Consider the following 13,505-nt stretch of genomic DNA (forward strand, 5'->3'; position numbering starts at 1 on the left):
AGTTTGGAGCTTATAGGAGGGTTCTTTTTGTTTTTGAGAGGACTTTTCCTAATAAAAATAAATAACAAAAGCATGGGATCTATTATGAGAAACGAAAAAAGAGGCCTTTCATTTTGCCTATTGATGATTGCACTTTTTTCTTTAATAAATCCTGTGGGAATCCTTCCCTTTTTATATGAAATTAGAAAAAGAGATTGGGTAATTAGTGGAGGACTCGATGAAGAAAAAAAATAAATTAAGCCTTTTGGTCTTGGTCTTTCTTATCCTATTTTCATCTTGTGCCCAAAGAAGGATAGACTATCTTAACCAAAGAAAAGATATAATCCTATCAGAAAAAAAGCCTAAAGAAAAAAAGATAATAAAATTTAATCCAGATCAAATCGATGAATTTAAGTCAACAGATGATTATTTGACTTGGTATAAAAGCTTGGATGGGCCTTGCCAGTTGGTTTTTAAGGATAAAAAAGATCAAAAAGAATTAAGCCAAGAAGAAAGAGTAGAAGATTTCAATTATCTTTTCAACCAAATAAGGGATAATTATCCGTTTTTTGGCATACTAAAAAGGCAATATGGTATCGATTTTTTAGGAAATTATTCTAGATACCTAAACGAGGTAAAATTCTGCAAAAGCGACCAAGAATTTCAAAAAATTATGCAAAATATAATGGGAGACCTCCACAATGACCATGCAACCATAGCAGACGAAGAATATGTAAAAGAAACCTTAGAATATTATTCGCATTTTTGGAAAGACCCGTCCATGTACTATGAGTTTTTGACCATGAACAAGGAAAGTGTAAGGGATAGGTACAATATAAAGGGCGTTCAATCAAGCCAAATTGGAAAGGAAAAATCCAAAAAAAAATCAGGCCACAAAAAAAACTTCTCTTGAAACACTGACAGAAGATAATGGGGAAAATTTACAAACAAAAATTATAAAACCGGGACTTGGCCTAGTTAGGGTCAATGAAATGCTTGCAGAATATGAATTATCTGATGATATGGAAAAGCTTGATGAATTTTTGGAAAATAATCCTAATTTAAAAGCTTTAATTATAGACATAAGGCAAAATTCTGGTGGAAATATTGAATATTGGCAAAATTATTTATTGCCAAGACTTATAGAAAAAAAAGTTTCTGTAGAAAACCATATGTTTTTTAGGGATGGAATGCGTACAAAAATGCTCTTACAAAGCGAAGATATTTCCTATGAAAATATAGAAAATGTTAACTTGGCAAATATGGACTTAAACCACAAGGAAGATTTAGAAAATTTTTCTTATTATAGCAAGGATGACATAGAAATTTCTCCTCTAAAAGAAAATAAATTTAAGGGAAATTTATATCTCTTGGTAGATGAGGGAGTATATTCGGCAGCAGAAGGCCTTGCAAACTTTTGTAAAAATACAAAAATTGCAAAGCTTGTAGGCCACAAAACAGGAGGAGATGGGATTACCCTTGGAGTAATAAATGATGTCCTTCCGAACTCAGGCCTTGTTTTTACCTACACAAACACCTTGGGCTATGCCCCAGACGGATCTATAAACGAAGAAGAAAAAACAAATGTAGATATAGTGACAGAAAGTTTGAATGAATCTATCGATACAATAAAAAAATTAGAAAAAATTGGAGAATAAAATGTATGGATCAATAGAATTTGGTGGGACAAAAATAAAATGTGCAAGCTTTGATGAAAATGGAAAAGTAATAGCTGACTGTTGGATTGATACCAAAAATCCAGAAGACAATCTAGAAAAAATTGGAGAATTTTATAAAAAAAATCCAGTAGAATCCCTAGGAGTTGGAGCCTTTGGCCCGATAGACTTAAATGAAGAATCAAAAACATACGGCTATATCCAAAATACTCCAAAAAAACTTTGGGTAAACTATGATTTATTGGGAAACTTAAAAAAACAAGTTTGCCAAAAAATAAAAATCGTAACAGACGTTGGACTCTCATTAATAGGAGAAGCTAACAAGGGAGCAGGCGAGAAATTAAATTCTAGTTTGTATTTAACAATAGGAACAGGAATTGGTGGGGCCTATATCCAAAATGGAAAACTATTAAACGGATTTTCCCATCCAGAAATGGGCCACATAAATATAAAAAGAATGAAAGACGATGACTTCAAATCGACTTGTACCTATCACGAAGATTGCCTAGAAGGCCTTGCTTGTGGACCAAGCGTAAACAAAAGACTAGGACAAAATCCAAAAGACGCAGACATAAATGAAAAAAGCCTTCAAAATAGCAGCAAATTATATAGCCCAAGCTATCTACACCTACACCTTGGTCCTAAGACCAGAAATAGTAATAATTGGTGGAGGATTAATAAACAAAAAAGGCTTTATCGAAATGATAAGAGAAGAATTCGATAAAATAAAAGGCGACTATATACCGGTGAAAGAAAGCAGTGAATATATAGTAAAGCCAAAGCTAAAAAATGATTCAGCCCTAATAGGTGGATATTTATTGGCAAAATCATTGTAAAAAATTATTATCAAAAAACAATAAGCAACCCATCTTGTGTGAACAAAGTGAGTGAAGATATCTTATATTAAAATTAAATATTAAAAAAATTATACTTTAGTAATAAATCAAATAAAACCCTCACCCATCTCGACCGAACAAAGTGAGTGGAGAGATCTCTGTATTAAATTAATCCAAAAATAAAATTTAGCCTTTAGCAAATAAAAAAAGAGATCTCTCTACATGCGCTCTGCACGATAAATCGGGATAAACAACCGAACTCAACGGTTATTTATCTAGTCGAGATGGGTTATTATTGTACTTATTTATTGGCTAAAGTTTAAATTATTAAATATAAAAAAATCAAAAGTAAATCCGTATATATCGAGTAAAGTAAGTGGAGCAATCCCATGAATAAAATTAATACAAAATAGAACCTAAACTTTAGTAACTAAAGTAAATATAATCAAACCCCATCTCGAGCCTGTCGAGAGATCTCTGTATTAAATTAATCCAAAAATAAATTTAGCTTTTAGCAAAGAAAAATGAAAGAGATCTCTCCATGCGCTTCGCTTAGTCGAGATGGGTAATTGCCTTATGTATGTAAAAGCTAAAGTTAAATTTTTAAAAGATTTAGGAAATATTTTTAAAGAAGTTTTAAAATCAAAATAAAAATAATTCTTTAGTATTAAAAATAAGACAAAGATACACCCATCTCGAGCTTGTCGAGAGATCTCTGTATAAAATAAATCAAAAAATACAACTTAGCCTTTAGCAAAAAAACAATGAAGATTTTTCACACATTCCATTTATTTTCGTTTAGCCGAGATGGCTTATTTTTATTTAGTAATTAAATCAACCTCCATTGCATTTTTAGCCCCTTAGAGTATAATTTTTGACAAGAAGTAATATTACTTTTGTAAATCTAATAAAGTTGAACTTTTGTTTAATCCCGGACTTATTATCATATACCTTTTTCAGGTTCTTCTTTATTTTACCCAGCTTTTGCTGGGTTTTTTATTTTATTTTTTAAATAGTATAATGTTAGTAGTAATTAGTAAGGGGGAAGATTTTGTTTTTTTATTCGTTTGGTCTAAATCACCATAAAGCAGGAATTGATATTCGTGAAAAAGTGCATTTTAAGGATTCTGATATTATTGATGCAAGTGAGATTTTGGAAAATGAAGGTTTTGATGAAGTTGTAATTCTTTCAACTTGTAATAGGTCAGAAATTTTTGCCTTGACTAGTGAGGACAAATTTTCGGATGATTTTTTTGTGAAATTTTTTGAAAATTATTTTTCTCTTGATGGTCTTTCTTCTTTTATTTTTATAAAAAAAGATTTGGATGCCATTAACCATCTTTTTTCTTTAACTTGTGGTCTCGATTCTTTGATTGTGGGGGAAGATCAAATTCTAGGTCAGGTAAGCGATGCTTATGAAACAAGTCTTAGCCTTGGTTTTTGTAAAAAAATCTTATCAGAGGCCCTAAAAAGAGCTATCAATCTTTCAAAAAATATCAAATCAGATTCAAATATTTCCCACATACCACTTTCACTTCCTTATATAGCCGTAAAAAAAGCCCAAGAGCTTGATGATTTATCAAATAAAAAAGCCCTTGTGGTTGGTATTGGAAATATTGGGAAGCTTTGTATAGAAAATTTGATGGAAACGGGAGCTGATATTTATATTTCAAATTGGAATATGGATAAGTCCATAAAAATACAAAAGGAATACGAAAATATAAATATCATTTCCTATGAAAAAATCCAAGAAAACCTTGGAGATATGGATTTTGTTTTCTCAGCAACAGCCTCACCCCACCTTGTTTTGAAAAAAGAACATTTTATAAATATAAATAAGGAGATAAATATTTTCGACCTTGCCCTTCCAAGAGACTGCGATCCTGAAATTTCCAAAATTTCTAATGTCAACCTTTTGGATATCGATTCTATAAAGGATATTTCAAGGAAAAATCTTGATAAAAGAAGACAAATTTTACAGTCCTATAGGGGAGATATTGATAAAAAATCCAAGGAATTTTATAAGTGGATGAAGGAAGTTAAAATTGACTATATTTTAAAAGATTTAAATGACAGGTGTGATGATTTGGCTGATAAGACCATGGATTATATTTTTAGAAAGACTGATATGACAGGTTCTCAAAAAAAGAAGGTCGACAAGGCAGTAAGAAATGCCCTAAAAAAAATCGCTCGTGACCCTGTTTTAACTTTTAAGGAAAATCACGGGGAAGATTTTGATAAAACTTTAAAAATTTTGACAAAGGTGTATAAAAAATGAGATATTTTCCAATTTCTATAGATTCAAAAGATAAGATTTGCCTCTTTCTAGGGGGAGGAAAGATAGCAAAAAGAAAAATTAAATCTCTCCTAAAGGGAGATTTTTCCTTCCTTATTTATGCCAAGGAAATAGATAAGGAAGTGATGGAGCTTTGTAAGGAAAATCCCCAAAGAATAAAGATTATTGAAAAAGATATTGATGAAAATTTTGTTTTTCCACCCTGTGACTTTTTGTTTTTGGCAACAGGAAATAGGAATTTAAATAAAATTTTGAGAAAAAAAGCCAAAAATTTGGGCCTTAGGACCTTGGACTTGTCCGATTCTTTGGGAAGTGACTTTTATTTGAGAAAAAACATTTCCAATGAGTTTGTAGACATTTCCATATCAAGTAATGGCCAAGTTCCAATTTTTTCTTCTCTTATAGGAGATGATTTGGAAAAATATTTAGAAAGCCTTGATATGGATAAGATAAAATTGATGGTGGAAATTCGTGATAAATTAAGAAAAAACGGAATTTATAATAAGGCTCTTTTGTTAGACCTTTATAAGGAAGATAAACAATTTTTGAAAAAATATTTGGAGAAGATTTGATGATAAAAATAGGAAGCAGAGCTAGCAAACTTGCCTTGATTCAGGCAAATATGGTAAAGGATATTTTAGAAAAAGAAGGTCTTGAAGCCCAAATAGTAGAAATTTCTACCAAGGGTGACAGGATCAGGGATAGAAAAATTGACCAACTTAACTCTAAGGGAGTTTTTGTAAGAGAAATTGAAGAAAAACTTTTGGATAAAACAATTGATATTGCAGTTCATTCTTTAAAAGATATGCCTTCACAAATTGATGATAGATTGATTTTCACCCCACCTTTAAAGGGGGAAGATCCTAGGGATTGTTTTGTTGGAAAAGATGTTTTTAAAAAAATGGATGATTTGAACAATGCCCTTGTTGGAACTGGATCAAATAGGAGAGTTTGCCAGGGGAAAAATCATTTTTCAAATATAAAATTTAAGGCAATCAGGGGAAATGTTGAAACAAGGATAAAAAAAGTCCAAAGTGAAAATCTTGATGGGGTTATCCTCGCAAAATCTGGCCTAATAAGGGCAGGTCTTGATGGAGAAATCAACTTTGACCTTGATCCTCATATTTTTACTCCGTCACCTTGCCAGGGGATTTTGGGCATAGAAATTAGAAAAGAAGATAAAAAATTATTTGAAATTTTTAAGAAAAATTCTGATGAGAAAACTCTTTTTAGAATGGAAACAGAAAGGGCCTTTCAAAAGGAATTGGGAGCAGATTGTTCGACTCCTATGGGAATTTTTACAGAAATTGATCATGATAAAATTACCCTAACGGGGTCTATGGCCTTTGACAAGGATGATAGGATAAATTATGAAAGAGTTTCAGGAAATATTTCTGAAAGAATTCATCTTGCCCAAAAATTGGCAAGAACTTTAAAGAAAAAATCCTACAAAAAAAATAATCCTTGCAGGAGCAGGAATTGGTTCAAAAAACAATATAACTCTTGCAGTAAAAAAAGCCCTCGATGAGGCTGATGTAATAATTTACGATAGGCTTTTAAACCAAGAAATTCTTGACCCATACAGAAACAAGGACTTGTATTATGTGGGAAAATCTATGGGAGACCATGTTTTAAGTCAAGATGATATAAATAAATTAATGGTTGATAAGGCAAAAACTGGAAAAAAAGTTGTTAGATTAAAGGGGGGAGATCCTTATGTTTTTGGAAGAGGATCTGAGGAGGCTCTTTTTATAAAAGAAAATGGCTTGGAATTTGAAACTTTGCCAGGCCTTACATCTGGAATAGTTTGTTTAAATACAGCTGGGATTCCAGCAAGCCACAGAAATATGGCAACATCAATTTCCTTTATCACAGGCCATAGGTCAGAAAATCAAAATGAAGATTTCAAAAAATATGCCAAACTTCCGGGAACCCTAGTTTTTTATATGGGCCTTAAAAATCTTCCAAATATTATAAAAGATTTGATAGCTGGAGGAATAAAAAAAGATAAAAAAATTGCCATAATTTCAAATGGGTCAAGTCCCAAACAAAAAGTTTATACCTCAACTGTAGAAAAAGTGTTGGAAGAAATTGACCTAGAAAAAATAAAAAGACCTGCCATAATTGTGGTATCTGATACAGTTGGACTTAGGGAATATTTAAACTATTTTGAAAATAAAAATTTTGGAAAAAAAATAGCTCTCACACGTGATTATGAATCAACAATAAAGGATAAGGAAAAATTAGAGGACCTGGGCTTTGATGTAAAAATTGTTCCAACAATAAAAATATTAGAAAAAAATACTGACCTATTAGAAGAAAAATTCAAAGATTTCTCCTATGATTATTTGGTATTTACATCCAAAAATGCTGTAAAAATATTTTTCGATAAATTAATAGAAAATCATGATATAAGAGATATAGGAAAAGTTAAAATTGCAGCAATAGGAGAAAAACCAAAAAGAAATAGAAAAATATAATTTGAAAGTCCATATTGTCCCAAGAAATTTTGTCGGTGAAAATCTACTTGACCAAATGGCAAAATATGTCAAAAAAGGTGATAAAATATTTTTCCCTCACTCAAACCTATCAAGGAAAAAAATCATAGAAGGCCTTGGCAAGATGGGAGACTTGGATGAAATTGAAATTTATGACAATATAAGGGCAGAAAAAGAAGATATTGATCTTGATTTTGATGGGGTGGTTTTCACTTCATCATCTTGCGTAAATAATTTTGTAGAAATTTATGGCAAAGAGCCACTAAAAAATACAAAAATATATTCAATAGGTCAAATTACCAGCCAAACAATAAAAAATTATGGACTAGAAGTGTACAAAGAATCCAAAAAACAAAGCGTAGATTCTTTGATAGAAAGGATAGTAGAAGATTATGAGAATGAGAAGAATTAGAGAAAACAAAGTTTTAAGACAAATGACCAAAGAAACTAGCCTTGAAATTTCTGATTTTATTTACCCACTTTTTGTAGTAGAAGGGGAAGGTATAAAAAAAGAAATTCCTTCAATGCCAGATTGCTACCATTTTTCCTTGGATAAATTAGAAGATGAGATAAATGAGATTGTAGATTTAGGAATAAAGGCAGTAATTTTATTTGGAATTCCAAACAAAAAAGATGACCACGGGTCTGAAGCTTATGCAGAAGATGGAATTATCCAAAAAGCTGTTAGAAAAATAAAAGAAATAAATAAAGACTTGTTGGTAATAACAGATGTTTGTATGTGCGAATACACAGACCACGGCCATTGTGGAATTTTAGACCACGAAGGACACGTTTTAAATGACGAAACTGTTTCCTATATTGCAAAAATTGCCCTATCCCACGCCAAGGCAGGTGCAGATATAATTGCCCCATCAGACATGATGGATTTTAGGATAAAGGCAATTAGAAAAATTCTTGATGAAAATAACTTTAAAAATATTCCAATAATGGCATATTCTGCAAAATACGCATCAAATTTCTACGGACCATTTAGGGACGCAGCCGACTCTGCCCCATCATTTGGCGATAGAAAATCCTACCAAATGGATTACCATAATTCAAACGAGGCTATGAGAGAAATTGACCTTGACCTTGAAGAAGATGCTGACTTTATAATTGTAAAACCAGCCCTATCATTTTTGGATATAATCCAAAGGACAAAAGATAATTTTAACACAAATATTGTTGCCTACAATGTTAGTGGGGAATATTCCATGGTAAAAAATGCTATAAAAATGGGCCTTGTAAATGAAGAAATAATTTATGAAATTTTAATTTCAATAAAAAGAGCCGGAGCAAAATTAATAATTACTTACCACGCAAAAGAAATGGCAAAAAAATTGAGAGGAGAGAAATAATGAGTCTTTTTGATCAAGCGAAAAAATATATACCAGGTGGAGTAAACTCACCAGTTAGGGCCTTTGGAGCAGTTGGTGGCAACCCACTTTTTGCAAAATATGGAAAAGGATCAACCATAGTTGATGAAAACGATGATGCCTATATAGATTTTATTTCCTCATGGGGACCAATGATTTTGGGCCATGGCAAAAAAGAATTAATTGAAAAAGCAAAGGGATACTTGGAAGAAGGACTTACCTTTGGCCTTCCTACAAAAGTAGAAATCGAAATGGCAAAATTTTTGGCAGAGGCTTTCGATACAGACATGATAAGAATGGTAAATTCTGGAACAGAAGCCACCATGTCAGCCATAAGATGTGCAAGAGGATTTACCAAAAAAGATAAAATAATAAAATTTGAAGGATGTTATCACGGCCACTCTGATGGACTTTTGGTAAAATCAGGATCAGGAGCCTTGACCTTTAACGTAGCAACATCTGCAGGAGTTCCAAAAGAAGTAATAAAAGACACCCTAGTTTGTAAATATAACGACATAGAATCAGTCAAAAAAACCCTAGCAGAAAACGAAGGCCAAGTAGCTGCAGTAATTCTTGAACCAATAGCAGGAAACATGGGAGTTGTTCCAATAGATTTGGAATTTGTAAAAGAGCTTAGAAAAATTACCCAAGAAAAAAATATAGTATTAATATTTGACGAAGTAATCACAGCCTTCAGATTAAAATTTGGATCAATTTCTACAGAATTTGGAGTAAAGCCAGATATGTTTTGCTTTGGAAAAATTGTAGGAGGGGGAATGCCAGTAGGAGGCTTTGGTGGAAGACGAGAAATAATGGAAGTCTTATCACCAATAGGTCCAGTTTATCAAGCAGGAACCCTATCAGGATCCCCATTTATAATGAAAATGGGACTAGACGTTTTGACAATATTAAAAGAAAATCCAGATATCTATCAAAGGCTTGAAAAATATGCAAAAATGCTAGAAGAAGGCTTCAAAGATAACCTAAAACAAACAGGAGTGGATGGATTTGTAACAAGGTATAAATCAATGATGTCAATATTTTTTGGAGAATTTGACCAAATAAGATCATACGATGACGTCCAAAAAGCAGACCTTGAAGCTTATTCAAAATATTTCAATTACATGAAAGAGAAAAAAATCCTCCTACCACCAGCCCAATTCGAAGCAATGTTCATGTCCGATGCCTTGGATGATGATATAATAAACTACACAATAGAACAAAATAAAAAGCCCTAGAATATATTAAAAAACAAAATAAGATAAGAAAAGCCCATCTTAAAAATAAAAATCAAGATGGGTTAATTTTTATAGATATATATATAATTAATCTTATATTTTAATAAAAGAATTTTAAAAATTAGTTGAGTATATAGAAATCAAAAAGCCTTTAGCAATAAAGTTAATACAATCAAGTACCATCTCGAGCCTAGTCGAGAGATCTCTGTATTAAATTAATCCAAAAATAAAACTCAACCTTTAGCAAAGACAAAAAAAGAGATCTCACCGTGCACTCCACTACGTTACGCACGATAAATCGGGATAAACAACCGAACTCAACGGTTATTTATCTAGTCGAGATGGGTAATTGGGATAATTACTTAATGGCTAAAGTTTGCCTTATTAAAATAATTAGAAAAAATCAAATAAAATTAAAATCAAAAATCCTTTAGCAATAAAGTTAATACAATCAAGTACCATCTCGACCGAACAAAGTGAGTGGAGAGATCTCATGAATTAAATTAATATAAAATAAAACTCAACCTTTAGGCAAACCTACCTAACATTTCTAAGCATCTTATACATAGGGTCAAATTCGTCGTAATAAATTTTTTCCTTATCAAAGGCTTCCATTACTTTTTTTGTCAAAAATTTCTTGTCTATTATCAACTCAAAGGTATTTTCCCTAAACCACTCATCAGTCATAGAAAAATATCCATCCTTGCCGTCATCTTCGCCCCAGGAGTTTTCTATCTTCCAGAATTTAACCTCTTTACCTTTTTTATCAAAACCAGTCAAATTCATAGCGTGACATGCTGTAGAATATCTTGAATTAATTCTTTCTTCCTTGGTCATTTTTGGGAAATTTACAAAAGTTTGGTCAAAATTAAATAAATTTTCATCCAAAACTCCACTTTCTCTGTCTTCGTTTATATCCACATCACAGGCAAACCACATAGTCTCATTATTTTTTATAGATTTTTGGGCGAATCTACTCATGGTATCCATATCCACATTAATTCCAACAAGGTCATCAAGGTCTACAGCATTTTTTTGCCATCTTATCAACCAAAATCCTATTGTAAGGGTGTCTTGGATCATTTAATAACTTAACTTTTCCATCAAAAAAATCACCCACATACTTATCAAAAAATGACTTTGGTGTCATATTTTCTTCAATGTGATACTTGTCATCCTTGTCGTAATATTTAAAATCAAAATTATCTACAGGTTTTCCTATAGATTTTGCAAAAATATTATAGGCATAAGAAAGGCCCTCTTTTCTCAAATTTTCTATTTCCTTCTCATCATCAGTCGCCCTAATTTCCATGGCGATTTTTTTGAGGGCATTTTCCAAAACATAAAACATAAATTGAGATTGATCGGTATGGTAAAGTTCACCCATGGCATTTTTTGGGACAATCCCATATTTTTTTATCAAATAATAGAAAAATTCAAAATATCCCCCGTCTTCAGGAGTAGAATAAAAAACATCCTCAACTTTTCTGTCTTTAATATCCAAATTTTTTGTATCAATAACCCTTTGCAAAAACAAATTTGCCTTTTCCATATTGTCATAAAAATACAAAAAAGACTCAGATAGCTCAAATTTTTCCATATTAAGTTTTTTGGCAATATGCATCCTAACCATATTTAGCCCTGCAAACATCCAACACCTACCAGTCTTTTTTTGGTTGGTAACATCCTTAGTTTCAACTTCATTAGAAAAAATAAAATCGTGCCTATTAATAATATTTCTATCAAGGGAGGCCTCCCTTATTCCCATATTAGAAATGGCATTTTCAATCACCTTATTTTTTTGGTCTTTATCATAAATTTTTTCCAATTGGTAAAAAATTTTCTTATCTAAATTCATAAAATCACCTCTTTTAATTATCAACTATACTTTATCAGTTTTTTTCATAAATAAAAGTTAAATATTAGGAAAAAGTTTTTTTGGTTAGAAATAAATTGATTTTTCAAAAAGTATTAGTAAACTTTTAAATTTCAATGACTAATCCTTACAATTTATTGACAAAAGTTACAGATTAGTATATCCTTATCTAAGAATTAAGTATAAATTGTGTATAAAAGGAGAATTTTTTAAAATCATGACAAAAAATCTAATATCTAAAATTTCAATATTTTTATCTTCTATAATATACATCCTTTTCTTTTATTTTTTAAATAAATATAATATTTTGCCAAAAAAAAATGAGATTTATCATTTTGGGACTAATCCTTTTAGCGATAATAGGATTTACCTTCTTAATATTTAAGAAAAAGAATGCAAACAAGGCTGTAAAGGCAATATTTATAGTAGGATTGGTATTAATAAGCATATGTGAAGGATTGTTTATGTCCTACGCAAACAAATCCATAACAACTGTAGAAAAAATCAACCAAAAAAAATGATTTAAACAAAACACAAATGTCCTTTGTAGCATTGAAAGATTCAAATATCAATTCAATAAATGACATAAAAGAAACCCAAGTTGCCATTGCAAGAAAAATGGATGAAAAAAACATTGACCAAACTTTAGAAAAATATAAAAAAGAAAATGAAGAAATAAACGCTAAAGATTTTGGAGATTATTTAAAAGCAGGAGAGGCCCTAATAAACCAAAACGCCCAAGTTATGCTCTTAAATGAAAGTTTCAGACAAATGCTTGACGAATCTATCGAAGGATTTTCTGATAAAACAAAGGTATTAAAATCATATTCTGTAAAAGGAAATGAAAAACTAAAAGAAAACAACAAGGTAGAAAAAGACCAAAGCTTTAACGTATATATTTCAGGAATAGATACCTACGGGGCACTTTCAAACGTATCAAGATCAGATGTAAACTTGATAGTAAGTGTAAATCCCAAAAAAGGAAAAATATTAATAACAACAATTCCAAGAGATACCTACGTAAACCTAGCAGGCCTTGGCAAAAACGCCAACGATAAGCTAACCCACGCAGGACTTTTTGGAGTAGACACATCAATAAAAACCTTAGAAAATTTCTTGGATGTGGATATTGATTATTACGCTAAGGTTAATTTTACAACTCTCACAAAATTAATAGACTTGTTAGGTGGAGTAGAAGTAGAAAATCCAGTTGCATTTAATTCTGTTGGTGGATATTATTTCCCTCAAGGAAATGTACAAATGAACGGAGAAATGGCACTAGCATATTCAAGAGAAAGATATAACCTAGCAGAAGGCGATTTTGATAGGGGAAAAAATCAAGTTAGGGTAATGACCGGAATAATTAAAAAATTATTATCAACAGAAACTTTGATGAATTTTAACTCAATAGCAGATGTAGCCTTAGAATCTGTAAATACAAACTTGCCATATGACAAGATGATAGAAATGGTAAACGGCCAATTAGAAGAAAATAAAAAATGGCATATAAAAAGTCAAGCCCTAAAGGGATATGGAGCACCAGGACTACCATCCTACCTAATGCCATCAAGCCAATTATATATGATGCAAGCAGATGATGAATCTATTGAAGATGTATACAAGAATATACTAAATAATAATAGAAATAAATAATTTAAGGGAAAGAAATTTCCCTTTTATTTAGTGTTTATTTTTAAAAATTAGATTTTACTAGATTAAATAAATAAAAA

General features: G+C 31.2%; 14 protein-coding genes and 1 pseudogene. 13 read left to right on the plus strand and 2 right to left on the minus strand.

Annotation, left to right across the window (positions count from 1 at the left end; all coding sequences use genetic code 11):
* Nucleotides 1-27: 27 nt before the first annotated feature.
* The 11 genes and pseudogenes from ANHYDRO_RS10280 to hemL all read left to right on the plus strand — a co-directional run bounded on the left by ANHYDRO_RS10280 (nucleotide 28) and on the right by hemL (nucleotide 9,899).
* Nucleotides 28-234, plus strand: a complete 207-nt coding sequence (locus ANHYDRO_RS10280; protein WP_244261616.1) for a hypothetical protein — start codon at nucleotides 28-30, stop codon at nucleotides 232-234.
* The gene (locus ANHYDRO_RS10285) at nucleotides 218-892 is read left to right on the plus strand and encodes a hypothetical protein (protein ID WP_004812937.1); all 675 of its coding nucleotides are present in this window, start codon (nucleotides 218-220) and stop codon (nucleotides 890-892) included. The genes ANHYDRO_RS10280 and ANHYDRO_RS10285 overlap by 17 nt, the downstream gene beginning before the upstream one ends.
* Entirely contained in the window at nucleotides 840-1,637 is a 798-nt protein-coding gene (locus tag ANHYDRO_RS10290; RefSeq protein ID WP_004812938.1) for a S41 family peptidase, read from the plus strand. The genes ANHYDRO_RS10285 and ANHYDRO_RS10290 overlap by 53 nt, the downstream gene beginning before the upstream one ends.
* Nucleotide 1,638: 1 nt before the next feature.
* Nucleotides 1,639-2,379 carry an ROK family protein gene (locus tag ANHYDRO_RS02170; RefSeq protein ID WP_392389395.1) on the plus strand — a complete coding sequence of 247 codons (741 nt, stop codon included), beginning with the start codon at nucleotides 1,639-1,641 and terminating at the stop codon, nucleotides 2,377-2,379.
* On the plus strand, nucleotides 2,291-2,491 hold the full coding sequence (locus ANHYDRO_RS11400; RefSeq protein ID WP_392389396.1) for an ROK family protein: 201 nt from the start codon (nucleotides 2,291-2,293) through the stop codon (nucleotides 2,489-2,491). Before ANHYDRO_RS02170 ends, ANHYDRO_RS11400 begins: the two co-directional genes overlap by 89 nt.
* A gap of 1,051 nt (nucleotides 2,492-3,542) precedes the next feature.
* The gene (hemA, locus tag ANHYDRO_RS02175; RefSeq protein WP_004812941.1) at nucleotides 3,543-4,769 is read left to right on the plus strand and encodes a glutamyl-tRNA reductase; all 1,227 of its coding nucleotides are present in this window, start codon (nucleotides 3,543-3,545) and stop codon (nucleotides 4,767-4,769) included.
* On the plus strand, nucleotides 4,766-5,359 hold the full coding sequence (locus tag ANHYDRO_RS02180; RefSeq protein WP_004812942.1) for a precorrin-2 dehydrogenase/sirohydrochlorin ferrochelatase family protein: 594 nt from the start codon (nucleotides 4,766-4,768) through the stop codon (nucleotides 5,357-5,359). Before hemA ends, ANHYDRO_RS02180 begins: the two co-directional genes overlap by 4 nt.
* Nucleotides 5,359-6,315, plus strand: coding sequence for a hydroxymethylbilane synthase (hemC, locus tag ANHYDRO_RS02185; protein WP_004812943.1), 957 nt, complete (start codon nucleotides 5,359-5,361; stop codon nucleotides 6,313-6,315). The genes ANHYDRO_RS02180 and hemC overlap by 1 nt, the downstream gene beginning before the upstream one ends.
* Nucleotides 6,284-7,697: pseudogene (gene cobA, locus ANHYDRO_RS10295) on the plus strand (uroporphyrinogen-III C-methyltransferase). Before hemC ends, cobA begins: the two are co-directional and overlap by 32 nt.
* A complete protein-coding gene (gene hemB / locus ANHYDRO_RS02195; RefSeq protein ID WP_004812946.1) occupies nucleotides 7,684-8,643 on the plus strand; it encodes a porphobilinogen synthase in 960 nt (319 codons plus the stop codon). Before cobA ends, hemB begins: the two are co-directional and overlap by 14 nt.
* Nucleotides 8,643-9,899 carry a glutamate-1-semialdehyde 2,1-aminomutase gene (gene hemL, locus ANHYDRO_RS02200; RefSeq protein WP_004812947.1) on the plus strand — a complete coding sequence of 419 codons (1,257 nt, stop codon included), beginning with the start codon at nucleotides 8,643-8,645 and terminating at the stop codon, nucleotides 9,897-9,899. Before hemB ends, hemL begins: the two co-directional genes overlap by 1 nt.
* Nucleotides 9,900-10,436: 537 nt before the next feature.
* Here hemL and ANHYDRO_RS11085 read toward each other — a convergent pair.
* Both ANHYDRO_RS11085 and ANHYDRO_RS11090 read right to left on the minus strand, forming a co-directional pair.
* Complete coding sequence (locus ANHYDRO_RS11085) at nucleotides 10,437-10,949, minus strand: C1 family peptidase (RefSeq protein ID WP_004812948.1); 513 nt, start codon at nucleotides 10,947-10,949, stop codon at nucleotides 10,437-10,439.
* Entirely contained in the window at nucleotides 10,915-11,757 is an 843-nt protein-coding gene (locus ANHYDRO_RS11090; protein ID WP_004812949.1) for a C1 family peptidase, read from the minus strand. The genes ANHYDRO_RS11085 and ANHYDRO_RS11090 overlap by 35 nt, the downstream gene beginning before the upstream one ends.
* Nucleotides 11,758-12,095: 338 nt before the next feature.
* On the opposite strand from ANHYDRO_RS11090, the gene ANHYDRO_RS10300 reads away from it, so the two are divergent.
* Both ANHYDRO_RS10300 and ANHYDRO_RS02210 read left to right on the plus strand, forming a co-directional pair.
* Entirely contained in the window at nucleotides 12,096-12,296 is a 201-nt protein-coding gene (locus ANHYDRO_RS10300; protein ID WP_004812950.1) for a hypothetical protein, read from the plus strand.
* Between the two features lie 16 nt (nucleotides 12,297-12,312).
* The gene (locus tag ANHYDRO_RS02210) at nucleotides 12,313-13,428 is read left to right on the plus strand and encodes an LCP family protein (RefSeq protein WP_004812951.1); all 1,116 of its coding nucleotides are present in this window, start codon (nucleotides 12,313-12,315) and stop codon (nucleotides 13,426-13,428) included.
* Nucleotides 13,429-13,505 lie beyond the last annotated feature (77 nt).

The organism is Anaerococcus hydrogenalis DSM 7454, from assembly GCF_000173355.1.
GTDB classification, from domain to species: domain Bacteria; phylum Bacillota; class Clostridia; order Tissierellales; family Peptoniphilaceae; genus Anaerococcus; species Anaerococcus hydrogenalis.

Bases quoted from the DNA above. Each gene is read 5' to 3' on its own strand.
- hemB (WP_004812946.1), top strand. From the start codon at position 7,684: ATGAGAAGAATTAGAGAAAACAAAGTTTTAAGACAAATGACCAAAGAA.
- ANHYDRO_RS02170 (WP_392389395.1), top strand. From the start codon at position 1,639: ATGTATGGATCAATAGAATTTGGTGGGACAAAAATAAAATGTGCAAGC.
- hemL (WP_004812947.1), top strand. From the start codon at position 8,643: ATGAGTCTTTTTGATCAAGCGAAAAAATATATACCAGGTGGAGTAAAC.
- ANHYDRO_RS11090 (WP_004812949.1), bottom strand. From the start codon at position 11,757: ATGAATTTAGATAAGAAAATTTTTTACCAATTGGAAAAAATTTATGAT.
- hemC (WP_004812943.1), top strand. From the start codon at position 5,359: ATGATAAAAATAGGAAGCAGAGCTAGCAAACTTGCCTTGATTCAGGCA.
- ANHYDRO_RS02210 (WP_004812951.1), top strand. From the start codon at position 12,313: ATGTCCTTTGTAGCATTGAAAGATTCAAATATCAATTCAATAAATGAC.
- ANHYDRO_RS10300 (WP_004812950.1), top strand. From the start codon at position 12,096: ATGAGATTTATCATTTTGGGACTAATCCTTTTAGCGATAATAGGATTT.
- ANHYDRO_RS02180 (WP_004812942.1), top strand. From the start codon at position 4,766: ATGAGATATTTTCCAATTTCTATAGATTCAAAAGATAAGATTTGCCTC.
- ANHYDRO_RS10285 (WP_004812937.1), top strand. From the start codon at position 218: ATGAAGAAAAAAAATAAATTAAGCCTTTTGGTCTTGGTCTTTCTTATC.